At 63.2% G+C, this 19,587-nt stretch carries 18 protein-coding genes; 5 read left to right on the top strand and 13 right to left on the bottom strand.

Annotated features, from left to right (window positions below; genetic code table 11):
* Positions 1-8 precede the first annotated feature (8 nt).
* The 7 genes from ACFOKJ_RS04945 to gmk all read right to left on the bottom strand — a co-directional run bounded on the left by ACFOKJ_RS04945 (position 9) and on the right by gmk (position 5,184).
* On the bottom strand, positions 9-455 hold the full coding sequence (locus ACFOKJ_RS04945) for a GatB/YqeY domain-containing protein (RefSeq protein ID WP_390277045.1): 447 nt from the start codon (positions 453-455) through the stop codon (positions 9-11).
* Between the two features lie 275 nt (positions 456-730).
* Positions 731-943, bottom strand: coding sequence for a 30S ribosomal protein S21 (gene rpsU, locus ACFOKJ_RS04940; RefSeq protein WP_088966472.1), 213 nt, complete (start codon positions 941-943; stop codon positions 731-733).
* Between the two features lie 140 nt (positions 944-1,083).
* Positions 1,084-1,881, bottom strand: coding sequence for a thiazole synthase (locus ACFOKJ_RS04935; RefSeq protein ID WP_390277043.1), 798 nt, complete (start codon positions 1,879-1,881; stop codon positions 1,084-1,086).
* Positions 1,882-1,918: 37 nt separating this feature from the next.
* The gene (gene thiS, locus ACFOKJ_RS04930; RefSeq protein ID WP_390277041.1) at positions 1,919-2,125 is read right to left on the bottom strand and encodes a sulfur carrier protein ThiS; all 207 of its coding nucleotides are present in this window, start codon (positions 2,123-2,125) and stop codon (positions 1,919-1,921) included.
* A 7-nt stretch (positions 2,126-2,132) separates the two neighbouring features.
* Positions 2,133-4,283 (bottom strand): RelA/SpoT family protein, encoded by a 2,151-nt coding sequence (locus ACFOKJ_RS04925; RefSeq protein ID WP_390277039.1) that lies wholly within the window; start codon positions 4,281-4,283, stop codon positions 2,133-2,135.
* A gap of 8 nt (positions 4,284-4,291) precedes the next feature.
* Positions 4,292-4,498, bottom strand: a complete 207-nt coding sequence (gene rpoZ, locus ACFOKJ_RS04920; protein WP_390277037.1) for a DNA-directed RNA polymerase subunit omega — start codon at positions 4,496-4,498, stop codon at positions 4,292-4,294.
* A 59-nt stretch (positions 4,499-4,557) separates the two neighbouring features.
* On the bottom strand, positions 4,558-5,184 hold the full coding sequence (gmk, locus tag ACFOKJ_RS04915; RefSeq protein WP_390277035.1) for a guanylate kinase: 627 nt from the start codon (positions 5,182-5,184) through the stop codon (positions 4,558-4,560).
* A gap of 170 nt (positions 5,185-5,354) precedes the next feature.
* On the opposite strand from gmk, the gene ACFOKJ_RS04910 reads away from it, so the two are divergent.
* Positions 5,355-6,647: an NCS2 family permease gene (locus tag ACFOKJ_RS04910; RefSeq protein ID WP_390277033.1), complete on the top strand. Its 1,293-nt coding sequence runs from the start codon at positions 5,355-5,357 to the stop codon at positions 6,645-6,647.
* A gap of 9 nt (positions 6,648-6,656) precedes the next feature.
* Positions 6,657-7,214: an adenine phosphoribosyltransferase gene (locus tag ACFOKJ_RS04905; RefSeq protein ID WP_390277031.1), complete on the top strand. Its 558-nt coding sequence runs from the start codon at positions 6,657-6,659 to the stop codon at positions 7,212-7,214.
* A 100-nt stretch (positions 7,215-7,314) separates the two neighbouring features.
* Here ACFOKJ_RS04905 and ACFOKJ_RS04900 read toward each other — a convergent pair whose 3' ends face one another.
* The 6 genes from ACFOKJ_RS04900 to ACFOKJ_RS04875 all read right to left on the bottom strand — a co-directional run bounded on the left by ACFOKJ_RS04900 (position 7,315) and on the right by ACFOKJ_RS04875 (position 13,423).
* Positions 7,315-9,294 (bottom strand): methyl-accepting chemotaxis protein, encoded by a 1,980-nt coding sequence (locus ACFOKJ_RS04900; protein ID WP_390277029.1) that lies wholly within the window; start codon positions 9,292-9,294, stop codon positions 7,315-7,317.
* A 202-nt stretch (positions 9,295-9,496) separates the two neighbouring features.
* Positions 9,497-10,753, bottom strand: a complete 1,257-nt coding sequence (gene murA, locus ACFOKJ_RS04895) for a UDP-N-acetylglucosamine 1-carboxyvinyltransferase (RefSeq protein WP_390277026.1) — start codon at positions 10,751-10,753, stop codon at positions 9,497-9,499.
* Positions 10,754-10,761: 8 nt separating this feature from the next.
* A complete protein-coding gene (locus ACFOKJ_RS04890; RefSeq protein WP_390277023.1) occupies positions 10,762-11,007 on the bottom strand; it encodes a BolA family protein in 246 nt (81 codons plus the stop codon).
* A 60-nt stretch (positions 11,008-11,067) separates the two neighbouring features.
* Positions 11,068-11,823: an ABC transporter permease gene (locus ACFOKJ_RS04885; protein WP_390277021.1), complete on the bottom strand. Its 756-nt coding sequence runs from the start codon at positions 11,821-11,823 to the stop codon at positions 11,068-11,070.
* The gene (locus ACFOKJ_RS04880) at positions 11,823-12,728 is read right to left on the bottom strand and encodes an ABC transporter ATP-binding protein (RefSeq protein ID WP_390277019.1); all 906 of its coding nucleotides are present in this window, start codon (positions 12,726-12,728) and stop codon (positions 11,823-11,825) included. The genes ACFOKJ_RS04885 and ACFOKJ_RS04880 overlap by 1 nt, the downstream gene beginning before the upstream one ends.
* Positions 12,729-12,775: 47 nt before the next feature.
* Entirely contained in the window at positions 12,776-13,423 is a 648-nt protein-coding gene (locus ACFOKJ_RS04875; RefSeq protein ID WP_390277017.1) for a TetR family transcriptional regulator, read from the bottom strand.
* Positions 13,424-13,849: 426 nt separating this feature from the next.
* On the opposite strand from ACFOKJ_RS04875, the gene ACFOKJ_RS04870 reads away from it, so the two are divergent.
* Genes ACFOKJ_RS04870 through ACFOKJ_RS04860 form a run of 3 tightly spaced genes read left to right on the top strand, consistent with a single transcriptional unit; the run spans position 13,850 to position 19,424 of the window.
* Entirely contained in the window at positions 13,850-14,908 is a 1,059-nt protein-coding gene (locus ACFOKJ_RS04870; RefSeq protein ID WP_390277014.1) for an efflux RND transporter periplasmic adaptor subunit, read from the top strand.
* Positions 14,909-14,926: 18 nt separating this feature from the next.
* Positions 14,927-18,055, top strand: a complete 3,129-nt coding sequence (locus tag ACFOKJ_RS04865) for an efflux RND transporter permease subunit (protein WP_390277012.1) — start codon at positions 14,927-14,929, stop codon at positions 18,053-18,055.
* On the top strand, positions 18,045-19,424 hold the full coding sequence (locus tag ACFOKJ_RS04860) for an efflux transporter outer membrane subunit (RefSeq protein ID WP_390277009.1): 1,380 nt from the start codon (positions 18,045-18,047) through the stop codon (positions 19,422-19,424). Before ACFOKJ_RS04865 ends, ACFOKJ_RS04860 begins: the two co-directional genes overlap by 11 nt.
* Positions 19,425-19,587: the final 163 nt, after the last annotated feature.

The following is a 19,587-nucleotide window of genomic DNA, read 5'->3' as shown; positions in this document are numbered from 1 at the left end:
CCTTGTGTTTAGCCGGCCAGCTTGGCCTTGATGCGTGCGGAAACCGCGCCCATGTCGGCACGGCCAGCCACTTGCGGCTTCACCGCACCTACCACCTTGCCCATGTCCTTGGAGCCGGCGGCACCGCTGCTGGCGATGGCGGCATCGATGATGGCTTCGATTTCGGCTTCGCTCAGTTGCTGCGGCATGTAGTCCTGCAACACGGCCAGTTCGGCCTGCTCCTTGGCTACCAGGTCCGGGCGGTTGCCGGCTTCGTACTGGGTGATGGAGTCGCGGCGCTGCTTGACCATTTTCTCGATCACGGCGGTGACGGCGGCATCATCCAGCTCGATGCGCTCGTCCACTTCCTTTTGCTTGATGGCTGCCATCAGCAGGCGGATGGCGGCCAGGCGCTCGGCGTCGCGGGCTTTCATCGCGGTTTTCATGTCGTCGGCAATGCGGGCTTTCAGGCTCATGATCTTATCCAGGCTAAAGGCGAAGTTGGCCGCATGCTTGCGGCCAACGTAAATGACAAAACCGCAGGGCACCCCTGCGGTTTTCAGGCTGCTGATATCGCGCTTCGTTTACACCTTAACCGGACCCGGCGAAGCCGGGTCGCCCCAACTAAGTGCTTGCAGCGGCAGCCTTCCTGTTAATAAAACAAAGTCCTTTCGCTATGCGGAAGGACTTTGTCAGTGCGCTCAAAAATCGCAGGGTGTCCCGCGATTTTCTAGGGAGCGGCCGTTGAAGCTTAGTACAGCTTCGGCGGCAGTTGCTGGCTGCGGATGCGCTTGTAGTGGCGCTTAACGGCAGCAGCTTTCTTGCGCTTGCGCTCTGCGGTCGGCTTTTCGTAGAACTCGCGAGCACGCAGTTCGGTCAGCAGACCGGTTTTTTCGATTGCGCGCTTGAAGCGACGCATGGCTACTTCAAACGGCTCGTTTTCTTTTACGCGGATGGTCGGCATGTAGCAGATGTCCTTAAATTCTTTGGCTTGAGGCGGCGTGACAATGCATTTCCGCCCCGAGGAAAATGACTATTCTAAACAAGGTTGTAGCTTTTGTAAAAGCTGGATGCGCGGCAAAGATAAAATGTGTGCACTGCGCATCATCCCTGACGGGAAGAGATCACCCCCTCACGTGGCGAGCTAGGCGTCGCCGAATAAAAGCGTTTAGGCATTCGTCCGGCCAAGTAGGCATCACGCCCGGCCAGGACTCCCAGTTTCATTGCCCTTGCCATGCGCACAGGGTCTTGTGCGCCGGCAATGGCGGTATTCATCAGGACGCCGTCACAGCCAAGTTCCATGGCGATGGCGGCATCGGAGGCGGTGCCGACGCCGGCATCCACCAGTACCGGAACCTGCGATTGCTCAATGATGAGCTGCAGGTTCCACGGATTCAGAATTCCCATGCCGGAGCCGATCAGGCTGGCCAGCGGCATGATGGCGCAGCAGCCGATCTGTTCCAGTTCACGAGCGATGATTGGATCATCCGAGGTGTACACCATCACGTCGAAGCCTTCGCTTACCAGCGTTTCGGCGGCTTTCAGCGTTTCGCGTACGTTGGGGAACAGGTTGGTCGGGTCGCCCAGTACTTCGAGCTTGACCAGTCTGTGATCGTCCAGCAGTTCACGGGCCAGGCGCAGGGTGCGTACCGCATCGTCCGCACTGTAGCAGCCCGCCGTGTTGGGCAGCAGTGTATACCGGTTTTTTGGCAGAAAGTCCAGCAAATTCGGTTCGTTGGCGTTCTGTCCGAGATTGACTCGACGGATGGCGACGGTAACGATTTCGCAGCCGGAGGCGTCCAGTGCCTCTGCGGTTTGCTGGAAATCGCGGTACTTGCCGGTGCCGACCAGCAGCCGTGATTGATAGCTCTTACCGGCAATCACCAATGCATCTTGTTGCACGCTTTGTCCCTTTTAGATATTGATTCTGGTGTCTGTCTTAGCCGCCACCGACTGCCACCACGATCTCCAGTGCATCGCCATCCAGCAGGGGGGTGGTGGCGTGCAGACTGCGCGGTACGATCTCGCCATTGCGCTCGATGGCAACGCGCTTGCCTTGCAGTGCCAGCGCATCGATCAGCGCGCTCAGGGTGGTAACGGATGGGGCAAGCTGGCGGCTTTCGCCGTTGAGGGTAATCAGGGGCATGGCGGGTCTAGCGTCGTTCAGCGCGCTGCACCACATCCACCAGGCGAACCGCGGCCAGCACCTTGTCCAGGTGGGGCAGGTTTTCCACCTGCAGGCGGAAGTGGATATGGATGTAGCCGTCGTTGCTGTGGTTGTCCTGGGTGTCGACCGTCTCGATATTGGCCGAGGCATGGGAAATCGCGGCGGCGATATCGGCCAGCGCGCCGCGCTGGTTGAAGGCGATGATGCTGACGTTGACGCCGAACATGCGCTCTTTCTGCGCTTCCCAGCGTACTTCCAGCAGCTTGTCCGGCTCGATGCGGCGCACGTTGTTGCAATCGCTGCGGTGGATCATCAGGCCCTGATCCTTGCGGATCACGCCCACGATCTGGTCGCCCGGAATCGGATTGCAGCAGTTGGACAGGTGAATGCCGCCGCTTTCGTTGCCGCGCACCGCGATCGGGCCGATGCTGCTCTCGTCCGGCTGCTGGCCGGACAGTTCCAGCAGCTTGCGCGCCACAACTGCGGCCAACTGCTTGCCGGTGCCGATGTCGATCAGCACGTCGTTGAAGCGGCGATTGTGCTCGCCCAGGCGGCGCATCAGTGCGTCTTCCAGCTCTGCCGTGAGCTCCAGCTCGAACGGCGACAGCGCGCTGGCAGCCTGGCGCAGCAGTTTCTGCCCCAGCAGGATCGCGTCCTGCTGTTGCAATGTCTTCAGATAGTTGCGGATGCCGGAGCGGGCGCGGCCGCTCTGCACGAAATTCAGCCACGACGGGTTGGGCTTGGCCTGGGTGGAGGTGATGATTTCCACCGTGTCGCCATTGCGCAGTGCGGTGCGCAGCGGTACCAGGTTGTGGTTGACGCGGGCGGCGATGCAGCGATGGCCCACGTCGGTATGCACCGCGTAGGCGAAGTCCACCGGGGTGGAGCCCTGCGGCAGCACGATGATCTTGCCCTTGGGGGTGAATACGTACAGTTCGTCCGGGAACAGGTCGATCTTGATGTGTTCCAGGAATTCGACCGCGTCCTCGCTTTCCGCCTGCATGTCGAGAATGCTCTGCAGCCACTGGTGGGTGCGCTGCTTGGCGGCATCGATGCTGGCGTCGCCGGATTTGTACATCCAGTGCGAGGCAATGCCGGCCTCGGCTACCGCGTTCATTTCGCGGGTGCGGATCTGCATTTCCACCGGCGTGCCGAACGGGCCGAACAGGGTAGTGTGCAGACTCTGGTAGCCGTTGCCCTTGGGGATGGCGATGTAGTCCTTGAACTTGCCCGGGATGGGCTTGTACAGGCTGTGCAGCGCGCCCAGCGCCAGATAGCAGCTGGGGGTGTCCTTGACGATGATGCGAAAACCGTAGATATCCAGCACCTCGGAAAACGACAGGTGTTTTTCCTGCATTTTCTTGTAGATGCTGTAGAGGTTCTTTTCCCGCCCCTTGATGGTGGCCTCGATATTGGCTTCCACCAGGCGCTGGCTGACCGCGCGCAGGATCTTGTCCACCACTTCGCGGCGGTTGCCGCGCGCGGCGCGTACCGCCTTGGACAGTACCTGGTAGCGGTGCGGATACAGGTGTTTGAACGCCTGGTCCTGCAGCTCGCGGTACACCTTGTTCAGGCCGATGCGGTTGGCGATTGGCGCGTAGATTTCCAGCGTTTCCAGTGCGATGCGCTGGCGCTTGTCTTCGCGCATGGCGTCCAGCGTGCGCATATTGTGCAGCCGGTCGGCGAGCTTGACGATAATGACGCGGATATCGCGCGCCATCGCCAGCACCATCTTGCGGAAGTTTTCCGCCTGCGCGGTTTCCTTGCTCTGGAATTCCAGCTTTTCCAGCTTGGACAGTCCATCGACCAGGTCGGCAATGGTGCGGCCGAAGTGTTCTACCAGCGTGGGCTTGGTGACGCCGGTGTCTTCCAGCACGTCGTGCATCAGGGCCGCGGCCAACCCCTGGGCATCCAGTCGCCATTCGGTGAGGATGCTCGCCACCGCCAGAGGGTGGGTGATGTAGGGCTCGCCGCTCTTGCGGGTCTGGCCTTCATGCGCCTCGCGGGCGGTGTGGAAGGCCTGGCGCAGCAGTTGTACGTCTTCCGGCTTCAGGTACTGCGCCGCCGCCTCGAACAGGGCCGCCGCCTCGGACTCGACGAGGGCGTGGTAATCGATGGCGGCGGTTTCCTGACTCATGAGCAGACTCAGGCCTTGTTGCGCAGCAGGATCTCGCTGCCGACGTGACCGTCGGCGATTTCCTTCAGGGCGACCACGGTAGGCTTGTTACGGCCTTGCTCGACAAAGGAGGTGGCGCCGGAGGCGATCTGGCGCGCGCGGTAGGCGGCTGCCAGGGTCAGGTCGAAACGGTTCTGGATGCGTTCCAGGCAATCGTCAACAGTGATGCGGGCCATGGTGGATCTCACTTAGCTAGATGGGTAACGATAAAAGATTGCGCGCGCGGGATAAAGCCCTAGCGCGCGGTTTGCATCGCGGCGATGCTGCTGCCGTGACGCTGCAGTTGTTTGCTGGCGGTCAGGCGCTGGCAGCGGATGACGCTGATCAGGTCCTGGCGCGCGGTGGCAAAGTCGTCGTTCACGATCAGGTAGTCGTATTCGGCTACCAGGTCGATTTCGGAGCGGGCTTCCGACAGACGGCGGGCGATGACCTCCTCGCTGTCGGTGGCGCGGCCGCGCAGGCGGCTTTCCAGTACCGCGATCGACGGCGGCAGAATGAAGACCGCGATGGCGTCCGGGAACACCTCGCGTACCTGGCGCGCGCCCTGCCAGTCGATTTCCAGCAGGATATCGCGACCTGCGGCCAACCTTTCGCGCAGCCAGCGGGCGCTGGTGCCGTAGTAGTTGCCGTACACCTCGGCATATTCCAGGAAATCGCCCTCGGCGATCATCTGTTCAAACTGCCGGCGGTCGACAAAGTGGTAACTCTTGCCGTTCACCTCGCCCTCGCGCGGGGCGCGGGTGGTGTAGGACACGGAAAGTTCGACGTCTGGTTCGGCCTGGAGCAGGGCGGCGACCAGCGAGGTCTTGCCGGCTCCGGACGGGGCCACCACGATGTAGATGGTGCCTTGAGGCTGCGACATTGATACGAATCCTGAACTGGCGGAAGCAATATTTCAGGATACCACAAGCCCGCCGCGCGATTAAAGACGGCTTGGTGGCCAAGCGGCCACACCATAAACAATCGTTTCAAGGTAGAATCGCGCGTTTTTCAACATGTTACGTCCGTTGCGAGGACGAGGGAGCGCACAAGATGCTGCTAGAAAGCTTGTTCAAGCTGAAAGAGCACGGCACCGACGTGAAAACCGAGGTGATTGCCGGCTTTACCACCTTTCTGACGATGGCCTACATCATCATCGTCAACCCGGCGATCCTGTCGATTACCGGCATGGATTTCAACGCCGTGTTCGTGGCGACCTGCCTGGCCGCGGCGCTGGGTACCGCCATCATGGGCCTGGTGGCCAATTACCCGATCGCGCTGGCGCCGGGCATGGGCCTGAATGCCTACTTCACCTTTACCGTGGTGAAGGGCATGGGCGTGCCGTGGCAGGCTGCGCTGGGCGCGGTGTTCATTTCCGGCATCGTGTTCCTGGCGGTAAGCCTGTTCAAGGTGCGGGAGGCAATCGTCAACGCCATTCCGCAGTCGCTGAAGTTCGCCATCTCTGCCGGTGTCGGCCTGTTCCTGGCCATCATCGCCTTGAAGAACGCCGGTGTGGTGGTGGATCACCCGGCTACCCTGGTAACGCTGGGCGACCTGCACGACCCGCGCGTGCTGCTGGCCATCCTGGGCTTCTTCATCATCGTGGCGCTGGAATACCGTCGCGTGCATGGTTCCATCATCATCGGCATTCTGTCGGTGACCGCGCTGTCCATCATTCTTGGCCTGTCCAAGTTTGAAGGCGTGGTAGCGCCGGTGCCGAGCATGGCGCCGACCTTCATGCAGATGGATCTGAATGGCGCGCTGACCGCCGGCCTGCTGGGCGTGATCTTCGTGTTCTTCTTCGTGGATCTGTTCGATACCACCGGTACCCTGGTGGGGGTGTCGCACCGCGCCGGCCTGCTGGACAAGGACGGCAAGCTGCCGCGCCTGAAGCGCGCGCTGATGGCCGACTCGGTGGCGATTACCGCCGGTGCGGTAATGGGCACTTCCTCCACTACCGCCTACATCGAATCCGCCGCCGGTACCGCGGTGGGTGGTCGTACCGGTCTCACCGCCGTGGTGGTGGCTATCCTGTTCCTGGCCTGCCTGTGGATCTCGCCGCTGGCGAAAACCGTGCCGGCCTACGCTACCGCGCCCGCCCTGTGCTACGTGGCGGTGCTGATGACCCGCGGCCTGGCCGAAATCAACTGGGACGATCTGACCGAGTCCGCACCGGCGGTAATGACCGCGGTGGCGATGCCGTTCACCTTCTCCATTGCTGACGGTATCGCTTTCGGCTTCATCAGCTATGCTGCCATCAAGATTCTGGCCGGCCGCTTTGCCGACCTGAAGCCGGCAGTGCTGGTGATTGCCGCGCTGTGGGTTGTGAAACTGGCGATGTTCTAAGGCGGGACGATGGAAAACCTGAGCAATCTGGATTACGCCAGCTATCTGAAGGGCTGGATTCGCACCGTGCCGAACTGGCCACACGACGGGGTGATGTTCCGCGACATCACGCCGCTGCTGCAGAATCCGAAGACCTTCCGCGTGCTGATCGACATCTTTGTGCACCGCTACATGAACGAGAAGATCGACATGGTGGCCGGGCTGGATGCGCGCGGCTTCATCATCGGCTCGGTGCTGGCTTACGAGCTGAATGTCGGCTTCATTCCCATCCGCAAGAAGGGCAAGCTGCCGTTCACCACGGTGGAGGAAGAGTACGAGCTGGAGTACGGCAACGCGGTGGTGGAAATGCACACCGATGCCTGCAAGCCGGGTGACCGCGTGGTGCTGGTGGACGATCTGATCGCTACCGGCGGCACCATGATGGCTGGCTACAAGCTGCTGCAGCGCCTGGGGGCGGAGGTGGTGGAAGCCGCCGCCATCATCGAACTGCCGGAGCTGGGTGGCGGCAAGCTGATGCGTGACGCCAAGGTGCCACTGTTCACCGTGTGTTCGTTCAACGGCCTGTAAGCCGGATTGCCGGAAGCAAGCAAAAGGCGCTGCATCTGCAGCGCCTTTTTTGTTGTGCGGAGGTTGGCCGCATGCTCGCTTGCGGCCAACCCCGGCGTGCTTACAGCTTGAAGCGTGCCAGCAGGTTCTGCAGTTCGTCGGCCAGGCGCCGCAGTTCGCCCACCGCGTTGTTGGCGTGCTGCAGCGAGGCGTCGGTGTCGGCGGTCATGGCGTGGATGTGTCCGATGTGCTGGGCGATCTCGCGGCTGGCGCTGGATTGAGCCGCCGTGGCCTGGGCGATATCGGTCACCGTGCCGAGAATGCCCTGGTTGTGCTCGCGGATCTGTTCGATGGCCCCCGCGGCGCGCTCGGCCAGGGTGACGCCGTTTTCCACCTGGCGGATGGCGGCATCCATGCTGCCGGTGGCGTTGGCGGTTTCCTCCTGGATCTGGCGGATGCTGCTGGCGATTTCCACCGTGGCGCCGGCGGTGCGCTCGGCCAGTTTGCGCACTTCGTCGGCTACCACCGCGAAGCCACGGCCCTGCTCGCCGGCGCGCGCGGCTTCGATGGCGGCGTTCAGTGCCAGCAGGTTGGTCTGTTCGGCGATGTCCTTGATGACCTGCACGATGCCGCTGATCTGCTCGGAACGCTGCTCCAGATCATCCAGCACGCCGCCGACGGTGCGGATGGTGTCGGCAATGCGCGCAATCTCGCGAGCGGTGGAGTGCACGCTGTCGGCCACCTGTTCGGCTTCATCGCCGGCATCGTGCACCGCGCGCTCGGCCTGGGTGGCGGCATCGGCAATGCGGCTGATACTGCCGGACAGCTCGGCCACGCTGCCAGCGGTGGAGGTGGCGGCACGCGACTGCTCGCCGGAGTGGCTGCTGATGTCGCTGGTTTCGCTGGCCAGCGCCGCCACGGCATCGTGTACCTGGTGGGTGCGCTCACGCACCTCCAGCAGCATCTGCCGCAGCGACTGGCTGAAGCGGTTGAAGGCGCCGGCCGAGGCGCCGATTTCATCCTTGCCGCTGATGCTGAGCTGGCGGGTGAGGTCGCCATCGCCGCTGGAAAGCTCCGCCAGCGCGGTTTGCAGCCGGCCCAGCGGTGCGATCAGCCGGCTCAGCAGCAGGCCTAGTGCCAGCAGGATCACCGGCATGACAGCCACGCTCAGCAGGCCGGACTTGATGGCGGCTGCGCGGGTGTCGGCAAAGGCGCTATGCAATGGAATCGAGATGCGCAGCGCCCATGGTTGGGCGGTGCGGCCAACCTTGATCGGCTGCAGCAGGTGCAGGGTGCCGTCCAGGGTGTATTCGTGCGACTTGCCCTGGCGGATGGCGCTGAGTGCATCCGGCGGCAGGGCCGAATCGGTCTTGCCGATCTGCTGCTTGTCCGGGCCACCCAGCAGCATGCCGTTGTTGGCATACAGCGTCATGTAGCCGTCGCCATAGGGGTGGGCGGCATCGGCAATCTGCTGCAGCTGTTGCAGCGACATATCGATACCGGTGACGCCGAGAAACTGTCCGTCGCGGATGATGGGGTAGGACAGGGTGGCCATCAGCACCTTGATGTCGCGGTCTTCGTATGGCTCGGTCAGTACCGGCTGGCGCTGGGCCTTGGGGGCGGCGTAGTACTCGTCGCCATCAGCGCCTTCCGCGCCCCAGACCACGTCCTCCTTGCCGTCCTTGCGGTACCAGTACACCCCGGCGCGGCCGTTGGCGTCGCTGTCCGGCTTGCCGGCGAATTCGGCATCGCGGCCATCCAGTTTGTTTGGTTCCCACAAGGCGAAAATACCGACTGCTGCCGGGTGATGGGCCAGCAGGCGTTTGGTGGCTTCGCTGGCCAGCTGTCTGGGTTGTGCGGCGCTACTGCCCGGCAGGGCCTGCATGCTGGCGGCCAGGCTTTCCACCGCGCTGTAGCTGCGCTCCAGTTGCAGGCTCAGTTTGTTGGCCTCACCCTCGGCCAGGGTGCGGGCCTGTTGCAGCACATTGTCTTCGGCCAGTTGCAGGGATAGCCAGACATTCAGCCCGGTGATGGCGGCAAAGCCGATCAAGGTGAGGATGCCGGCCCCGGTCAGCAGTTTGGCCTTGATGCTTCTTGGCATGCTGTTTCTCCGTGTTTAAATTATTTCTCGATCTTTGTGGGATTTGCCTTTTTTAGGCAATTTGAATGCTGCAATTCAGCATTTTCTCATTGTTTGATCAAATATTTTAAACGCGAAGATGCCTGGAAACAAAGCTGGTAGCTGTCGTTTAAAAAAATAAAAGCCCCTTGCGGGGCTTTTGTGGTGTTTTGCGTGCCGGGGGCTAGCTGGTGCGGGTGATGTTGGCACCTACGCCGTTGAGCTTGGCCTCGATGTGTTCGTAGCCGCGGTCCAGGTGGTAGATGCGATCGACGATGGTTTCGCCTTCGGCCACCAGGCCGGCAATCACCAGGCTGGCGGAGGCGCGCAGGTCGGTGGCCATCACGGTGGCGCCGGACAGCTTGTCCACGCCCTTGACGATGGCGGTGTTGCCTTCCACTTCGATGCGGGCGCCCATGCGGTTCAGTTCCGGCACGTGCATGAAGCGGTTCTCGAAGATGGTCTCGGTCATCACCGCCGCACCTTCGGCGATGGTGTTCAGCGTCATCATCTGCGCCTGCATGTCGGTGGGGAAGCCGGGGTGCGGCATGGTGCGCACGTTGACGGCTTTCGGGCGGCGCTTCATGTCCAGCGAGATCCAGTCATCGCCGCATTCCACTACCGCGCCGGTTTCCACCAGCTTGTCCAGGATCACGTCCATGGCGCGCGGCGCGGCATTGCGCAGCACGATGTGGCCCTGGGTCATGGCGCCGGCCACCAGGAAGGTGCCGGCCTCGATGCGGTCCGGCATCACCGAGTACTCGGCGCCGTGCAGGCGCTCCACGCCTTCCACGATCATCTTGTCGCTACCGATGCCCTGGATGCGGGCACCCATCGCCACCAGGCAGTTGGCCAGGTCCACCACTTCCGGCTCGCGCGCGGCGTTTTCCAGGATGGTGGTGCCTTCGGCCAGTGCCGCTGCCATCAGCAGGTTCTCGGTGCCGCCCACGGTAACCATATCCATCACGATATGCGCGCCGCGCAGGCGCTTGGCCTTGGCTTTCACGTAGCCGTGTTCGATGGAGATCTCGGCACCCATGGCCACCAGGCCCTTGATGTGCTGATCCACCGGACGACTGCCGATGGCGCAGCCGCCAGGCAGCGACACGGTAGCCTCACCGTAGCGGGCCAGCATCGGGCCCAGCACCAGGATGGAGGCGCGCATGGTTTTCACCAGCTCGTACGGCGCCACCAGGGTGTCCAGGCTGGCCGCGGTGATCTCCACTTCGTGCACGTTGTCGGTCATCACCCGCACGCCCATGCCTTGCAGCAGCTTCTGGGTGGTGAACACATCGCGCAGCATCGGCACGTTGGCCAGCTTCAGGGTGTCGGCAGTCAGCAGGCCGGCACACAGGATGGGCAGCGCAGCGTTCTTGGCGCCGGAGACACGAATCTCGCCTTTGAGCGGACCGGTGCCGCCCTGGATTACCAGTTTGTCCATTATCGGAATCAGCCTTGTTGTTGTGCCCACTCTTCGGGGCTCAGCGTTTTCATCGACAGTGCGTGGATTTCGGCGCGCATGCGGTCGCCCAGTGCCTGGTAGACCAGTTGATGGCGTTGTACGCGGTTGCGGCCGGAAAACTCCGGGCTGACGATCAGCGCGTCGAAGTGGGTGCCATCGTCACCGTTGACCTGAATGAAGTCACAGGCCAGGCCGGCGCTGATGACGTCCTGAATGTAATTTGCACTAACCATGGAAGTTTCCTGTCTGAAAGGCGGTGATTGGCAGGCAGTGGCGCTGCCATCACCCCGTTGTTATTGGCGTAATTTGTAACCGCTGCGCAGTAAATGCAAGGCCCAGGCGGACAGTAGCAGGAAACTGCCACCTACCACACTGGCCGCCAGCCACGGTGACACGTCGGCCTGGCCGAAGAAGCCGTAGCGGAAGCCGTCGATCATGTAGAACACCGGGTTCAGGTGCGATACGGCCTTCCACAGCGGCGGCAGGCTGGCAATGGAATAGAACACGCCGGAGAGGAAGGTCAGCGGCATGATGATGAAGTTCTGGAATGCGGCCAACTGGTCGAACTTGTCGGCCCAGATGCCGGCGATGATGCCCAGTGTGCCCAGCACGCCGCAGCCCAGCATGGCGAAGATCAGTACCCACAGCGGGTTGCTAGGCAGCGGCAGGCCGAACCCGGCGGTCACCAGCAGCACACCGGCGCCCACCACCAGGCCGCGCACCACCGCCGCCAGCAGATAGGCGGCAAAGAACTCCAGTGCCGATAGCGGTGGCAGCAGCAGGAACACGATATTGCCGGTGATCTTGGACTGGATCAGGCTGGACGAGCTGTTGGCAAAGGCGTTCTGTGCCATCGACATCATGACCAGGCCGGGAATCAGGAAGGCGGTGTAGCTCACCCCCGGATAGGCTTCCACGTGCTGCGACAGCACGTGCGAGAAGATCAGCTGGTACAAGAGGGCGGTGAGCACCGGTGCCGCCACGGTCTGGAACGCCACTTTCCAGAAGCGCAGGATCTCTTTTTTGAACAGGGTCAGGAAGCCTTGCATCAGTTCTTTGCTCCGCTCATCAGTTCCACGAATACCTGTTCCAGGTCGGTTTCATGCACCGACAGTTCACGCACCTCCACGCCGGCCAGGCGCAGTTCGCGCAGCACCTGCTCCAGCTTGCCGATATCCGGCAGGGTAAGGATGTGGCGGCCATCCGCTTCGCGCGCCTGGAAGCTTGCGGCCAACGTTGCCGGCAACGGCGCCGACAGCTTCAGCGCAATCTCGCGGCTGGCGCTGCGGGCCAGCAGTTTGTCCTTGGCTTCCAGCGCGATCAGCTTGCCTTTCTTCATCATGGCGATGCGGCTGCACAGCGTTTCGGCTTCTTCCAGGTAGTGGGTGGTCAGCACGATGGTATGGCCGGCGTCGTTCAGCTCCTGCACGAAGGCCCACAGGCTCTGGCGCAGCTCCACGTCCACGCCGGCGGTGGGCTCGTCCAGCACGATCACCGGCGGGCGGTGTACCAGCGCCTGTGCCACCATCACCCGGCGCTTCATGCCGCCGGACAGTGCACGCATATTGGTGGCGGCCTTGTCGGTGAGGCCGAGCTTGAACAGCAGTTCGTCGATCCAGGCGTCGTTGTTGCGGATGCCGAAGTAGCCGGACTGGAAGGTAAGTGTCTCGCGCACGGTGAAGAACGGGTCGAACACCAGTTCCTGTGGCACCACGCCCAGCTTCATGCGCGCGGCGCGCGAGTCGGCCACCGCGTCGTGGCCCATGATGCGGATGCGTCCGCTGTCCGGGCGGGACAGCCCGCCCATGGCGGAAATCAGCGTGGTCTTGCCGGCGCCATTCGGGCCGAGGAGGGCGAAGAATTCGCCGTGTGCTACGGTAAAGCTGATGTCATCGAGTGCCTGCAGGCTGCCAAAGCGCTTGCTGACCGATTCGATGCTGATCGCGTGGCTCATGCGGTGATCTGGCTGTCAAAGCGGGAAAGCCCGCGAGTATACGCGAATCAATCGCTGGCTGCAGGAGCATCTAGCCAGCACTGGTCGCGGAAAATCCCGACAAAATAAGGGCTTAACAGTGCAGAGACATGCTGGTGAACAGTGTGATCTTGCTGGTTGATCATCCAGCTGTGGCAGAGGCCGCCGTACAGCGAGTGCAGGCCTAGTGCGGCCAGCCGTGGCTGGATGCCGTCGCGCAGCTGGCCGGCCTGTGCCGCCTCTTCCAGCACCAGGCGCAACTGGCCCTGTTTTTCCAGGTTCCAGCTGATCTGCTCCAGCAGCAGCGGCGCCATTTCGCCTACCTGCTCGCAGCCGATATGGTGGATGGCGCAGATGCGGCGCAGGCGTTCATCGCGGTAGACCAGGTCGAACAGGGCGATAGCGTGCTGCCACAGCCGGGCCGCCGGCGTCAGGCGCGAGTCATGCAGCATGCTCTCCATGGCGTCCAGCTCTGGTTTGATGCGGTCGCAGATGGCGGTGAACAGGTCGAGCTTGTTGGTGAAGTGCCAATAGATGGCGCCACGCGTCAGGCCGGCCGCGGAGGCGATGTCTGCCAGCGAGGTCGCGGCCACGCCCTGCTCGTGGAACACGCGCTCGGCGGTGTCCAGCAGCAGCTGGCGGGTTTGTTCGGCTTCTTCTCTGGTTTTGCGGGCCATGATGGTGACAGGGTTTTTGCGGCGGGCGTAAGGATAGCGGCAAACGCGTCAACCTGCAGCTTCGTTGTTTACATACATGCGTGAATGTATGTATTATTCGCCATTCTTGCCGAATTGCCAATGTGCATTGCCGTGCTATCCGCATGTCATGGATGATGCTATGTTTTTGGCCTGATTCGATAGATCAACAGCAAACAAATGGCTGGCGCCACATTGACTACAGTAAACGGGATGCCATGGCTGTCCCGGCTGCCAGCCCCACAATTCAAGCAACAAGAACGCACCATCAGGACCCTCACCATCAAGGAGCCCTACGTGATAACCACCCAGCCCCGACATTCGCTCGTTCTTCTGCCTGTAGCGCTGCTGCTGGCAGCTTGCGGCCAACAACAACCCCAGGGCGGCATGGGCGGCAATATGCCGCCCATGCCTGTCTCCATCGTGGAAATGAAGCCGGCCGATGTGCCGGTGAGCACCGAATACGTGGCGCAGACCAGCGGCTCGCGCGAGGTGGAAGTGCGCGCCCGCGTATCCGGCATCCTGCAGAAGCGCGCCTATACCGAAGGCTCGGCGGTGAAAGCCGGCGACATGCTGTTCCAGATCGACCCGGCGCCGTACCAGGCGGCGGTGGAGCAGGCGGCTGCCGCGCTGAAGCTGCAGGAAGCCAGCCTGATTCGCGCGCAGCAGGATTACGATCGCGTGCTGCCGCTGTTCAAGGAGAACGCCGTCAGCCAGAAAGACCGTGACGATGCGGTAGCGGCTCTGGCCAGCGCCAAGGCATCGGTGGCCGCGGCACGTGCCGCGCTGAAGACCGCGCAGATCAACCTGGATTACACCCGGGTGACCGCGCCGATCTCCGGCATTACCAGCGCTGAAGTGCGCTCCGAGGGCAGCCTGGTGCAGTCTGCCGAAGGTAGCCTGCTGACCAAGATCTCGCAGCTGGACCCGATCTACGTGAAGTTCTCGCTGTCCGACAACGATGTACTGAAAACCCAGAAGCTGGCCGCAGACGGCAAGCTGCGCCTCCCGGCCGGCAACCGTTATACCGTGTCGCTGAAACTGCCGGATGGCAGCCAGTACGGCCGTGAAGGGGTGATCGACTTTGCCGACCGCGTGATCGACCCGGCAACCGGCACCTCGGCTACCCGCGCCACTTTTGCCAACCCGCAGGGCCAGCTGCGTCCGGGCCAGTTCGTGCGCGTGGTGCTCAAGGGCGCTACCCGTGTCGGCGCGCTGGTGGTGCCGCAGCCGGCGGTGCTGTCCACCCAGCAGGGCAAGATGGTGTGGGTAGTGGGCAAGGACAATAAAGTGGAGCCGCGTCCGCTGCAGCTGGCGGACACCACCGCCGATAACGGTGGCTTCATCGTGGAGGGTGGTCTGAAAGCCGGCGACAAGGTGATCGTCGACAACCTGATCAAGCTGCGCCCGGGCGCAACCGTGGCGCCGCAGGCTGCCAAGCCGGCGTCCGCGCCGGCTCAGGGTTAAGGCGGGGGAGCTGACACCATGTTCTCTGCCTTTTTCATTCGCCGGCCGATTTTCGCGTCGGTGCTGTCCATCGTCATCGTGCTGGCCGGTTTCTTCGGCATGCGCGCACTGCCGGTGGAGCAGTATCCGCAGATCGTGCCGCCGTCGGTGGCGATTACCACCGCCTATCCTGGTGCCTCGGCGGAAGTGATCGCCGAAACCGTGGCCTCGCCGCTGGAGCAGGCCATCAATGGCGTGGATGACATGCTGTACCTGCAGTCGTCCAGCTCCAGTAACGGCCATCTCACGGTAACGGTCACCTTCAAGATCGGCACCAATGCCGACCAGGCTGCCATCAACGTCAACAACCGCGTGCAGTCGGCGCTGTCCTCGCTGCCGGAAGAAGTGCGGCGCCAGGGCGTGAACGTGCGCAAACAGGCAGCGACCTTCCTGCAGGTGGTGGCGCTGTACTCGCCGGACCAGCGCTTTGACACCCTGTTCATGAGCAACTACGCGCTCTTGAACGTGGTGGACGAGCTGAAGCGGATTCCGGGCGTGGGCCAGGTGACCAACTTTGCCGGCCAGGACTACGCGATGCGTATCTGGCTGAAGCCGGACCGTCTGGCGCAGCTGGGCATGACACCTACCGATGTGGCCAGCGCCATCCGCGAGCAGAACGCACAGTTCGCGGTGGGCAAGATCGGCGCCACGCCAACCGAGGGCAAGCCGGACTTCACCTACACCATCACCACCAAGGGCCGCTTCACCGATGTGGCCGAGTTCGAGAACATCATCCTGCGTGCCGGCAGCGAAGGCGCCAAGGTACGGCTGAAGGATGTGGCACGGGTGGAGCTGGGCGCGCTGTCGTACGACTTCTTCGGCAAGTACAACGGCAAGTCGACCATTCCTATCGGTATCAACCTGGCGCCGGGCGCCAACCAGCTGGATACCGCCAAGGCGGTGGAAGCCAAGATGGCCGAGTTGTCCAGCCGCTTCCCGCAGGGCCTGTCCTACGTGATTCCGTATGACACCACCCGTTTCGTGGAAGTGTCGATCGAGGAGGTGGTGAAGACGCTGGGCGAGGCCATGGTGCTGGTGTTTGCCGTGGTGTACCTGTTCCTGCAGAACTGGCGCGCTACGCTGATCCCGGGTCTGGCGGTGCCGGTGTCGATTGTCGGCACTTTTGCCGGCATGTACCTGCTGGGTTATTCCATCAACACGCTGACGCTGTTCGGCATGGTGCTGGCTATCGGTATCGTGGTGGATGATGCCATCGTGGTGCTGGAAAACGTCGAGCGCATCATGATGCAGGAGGGCAAACCGCCGTACGAGGCCACCCTGCAGGCCATGAAGGAAGTGAGCGGCCCGGTGGTGGCCATCGTGCTGGTACTGTGCGCGGTGTTCATCCCGGTGGCGTTCCTGGGGGGTATCGCCGGCGAGATGTATCGCCAGTTCGCCATCACCATCGCCATCTCGGTAACCATTTCCGGCATCGTGGCGCTGACGCTGACCCCGGCCTTGTGCGCGCTGATGCTCAAGCCGGAGCACCAGCACAGCAACCGCTTCTTCGAGGGCTTCAACCGCCTGTTCGATCGCCTCACCAGCCGCTACAGCCGTGGCGTGGCCTTCCTGCTGCGCCGCGCGGTGCTGGCGCTGGCCATCTTCGGGGTGCTGATCGGCGCATCGATCTGGTTGTTCAAGCTGGTGCCGTCGTCGCTGGCGCCGGAAGAAGACCAGGGCTACATCATTGCCGCCACCATCCTGCCGGACGGTGCCGCCATCAATCGCACCCTGGGAGTGATGGACCGCTTCGACAAGCAGATTGCGGCCAACCCGGCGGTGAAGGACGTGATGAGCTTTGCCGGCTTCGACATCCTGTCCGGCTCCAACCGCAGCAACACCGGCGTGACCTTCATCACCCTCAAGCCATGGAACGAGCGCAAGGCGCCTGGCATGTCGGCGCAGGCCGTGGTGGGCGATGTGTTCGGCAAGGGCATGCAGGTGCCGGAAGGCCTGGTGCTGGCGTTCAACCCGCCGCCGATTTCCGGTATGTCGTCCACCGGCGGTTTCGAGGCCTATCTGCAGAACCGTGCCGGCGCCAGCTCCGGCGAGCTGGCTGGCCTGGCGCAGAAGCTGATGATGGAAGCGGCCAAGCGGCCGGAGCTGGCCGGGGTGCAGACCACCTTCTCGGCAGCGGTGCCGCAGCTGAGCGTGCAGCTGGACCGCGACAAGGCCAAGGCGCTGGGCGTGGCGGTGAGCGATGTGTTCGATGCCATGAGCAGCACCTTCGGCTCGCTTTACGTCAACGACTTCAGCAAGTTCGGCCGCATCTTCACCGTGCAGCTGCAGTCCGAGGCCAGCTACCGCGACAGCGTGGCGGATCTGTCCAATGTGTTCGTGCGCTCCCGCAGCGGCCAGATGGTACCGCTGACCTCGCTGGTGACCGTGCAGCAGACCACCGGCCCGGAAATCGTCGAGCGTTACAACGCCTTCCCGTCCGCCAAGTTCGTGGGCGGCCCGGCGCCGGGCTACAGCTCGGGTCAGGCACTGACCGCCATGGAGCAGGTGGCCAAGGAAGTGCTGCCGGAAGGCTACACCCTGGCGTGGACCGGCTCGGCGTTCCAGGAAAAATCCACCGGCGGCTCGTCGTCGATGGTGTTCGTGGTGGCACTGCTGATGGTGTTCCTGATTCTGGCGGCACAGTATGAACGCTGGAGCCTGCCGATCGCGGTGCTTACTGCGGTGCCGTTCGCGGTGTTCGGTGCGCTGCTGGCTACCTGGCTGCGTGGCCTCGCCAACGATGTGTACTTCCAGGTGGCACTGGTGACGCTGATCGGCCTGGCCGCCAAGAACGCCATTCTGATCGTGGAGTTCGCGGTGCTGAAGATGGAGGAGGGCATGAGCCTGTCGCAGGCAGCCATCGAGGCGGCCAAGCTGCGCTTCCGCCCCATCGTGATGACCTCGCTGGCCTTCATCCTGGGTTGCGTGCCGCTGGCCATTTCCAGCGGTGCCGGCTCCGCCAGCCGCCACGCCATCGGTACCGGCGTGATCGGCGGCATGTTGGCCGCAACCTTCATCGCCGCGCTGTTCATTCCGCTGTTTTTCAAACTGATCATGCAACTGAGTCAAGGCAAACAGAAACAGGAAGGAGCCGACCATGACGCCTAAACACGCCCTGATGCCGCTCATGGTGGCGCTGGCGTTGTCCGGCTGCGCCGCGGTGGGCCCGGACTACCAGCGTCCGGACATCGCGCTGCCGGCCGGCCAGCAGCTGCCACAGGTGGATGCCCGCTGGTGGCAGAGCTTTGGCGACAGCCAGCTGGATGCCTTGATCGACGAGGCACTGCGCTACAACCGCGACCTGCGCCAGACCGCGGCGCGGGTGGACGAAGCCGCCGCCGCGCTGGGCAGCGCCCGCGCCAGCCGCCTGCCGCAAGTCACCGCCAATGTCGGCAGTTCCCGTGTGCAGACCTCGCAGTACAGCAGTGGCGCCGGTGCGCTGGCCAGCCAGCACAGCGCCGGGCTGAACGCCAGCTGGGAGCTGGACCTGTGGGGCAAGCTGTCCCGCCAGCGGGAAGCGGCTGCGGCCAACCTGACGGCCAGCGAATACACGCTGGCGGCCGCGCGCTTGTCGCTGGCGGCACAGGTGAGCAATGCCTACTTCCAGCTGCTGGCCTTTGATAGCCAGCTGGCGGCGGCCGAAGCCACGCTGAAAGGGCGCGAGGACAGCTTCCGCCTGCGCCAGAAGCGTTTCAACGGCGGCATGACCTCGGAGCTGGAGCTGAAGCAAGCCGAAGCGGAGCTGGCCTCCGCCCAGGCGGCGGTGCCCAAGCTCACGCAGGCGGTGAAGCAGAGCGAGCATGCGCTGGCGGTACTGCTAGGCCGTGCCCCGCGCGAGCTGCTGCAGACCCCGGTGCGCGGCAAGCCGCTGGACCGGCTGGCAGAAGTGCCGGCGATTCCAGCCGACCTGCCGTCCGACCTGTTGCTGCGCCGCCCGGACATCGCCGCGGCCGAGCAGCAGCTGATTGCGGCCAACGCCCGCATCGGCGTGGCACGTGCCGCCTACTTCCCCAGCATCGGCCTGTCGGCCGGTATCGGCAGCGAGAGCGTGAAACTGGCGCAGCTGTTCAGCGGCCCGGCGCAGGTATGGAGCTTTGCCGGCAATCTGGCGGCGCCGATCTTCAACAACGGTGCCATTGCGGCGGAGGTTTCCGCTGCCAGTGCGCGTCAGCAGCAGGCACTGGCCGGCTACGAGAAGGCGGTGCAGTCGGCGTTTGCCGATACCCTGGACGCGCTGAGCGCGGTACGCAGCAGCCGCGATAGCGAGCTGGCGCAGCGCAAGCAGCTGGATGCCATGCGCGAAGCACTGCGCTTGGCGCGCCTGCGCTACGACAACGGCTACAGCAGCTATCTGGAGGTGCTGGATGCCGAGCGCAGCGTGTTCCAGCTGGAGCAGGCGCTGGCCGATGCGCGCCTGACGCGGCTGCAGGCGGCGGTCAGCCTGTATACCGCGCTGGGCGGCGGCTGGCGTGCATAAGCCGGGCAGCCGGGCCATGGCATAAATGGCTCGGCGGTATGAAGAAACGGTCACCTTGCGGTGACCGTTCAGGCGGCAGACCAACAACTCACGTACGCGTCACCGGACCCGGCAAAGCCGGGCCGCTCCAGCTAAGTGTTTGCATCGGCAGCCTTGCTGTTTA

Source organism: Vogesella amnigena (assembly GCF_042648905.1).
In the GTDB taxonomy this organism is placed as follows: Bacteria; Pseudomonadota; Gammaproteobacteria; order Burkholderiales; family Chromobacteriaceae; genus Vogesella; species Vogesella amnigena.
This window is presented reverse-complemented; position numbering and strand designations above follow the sequence as displayed.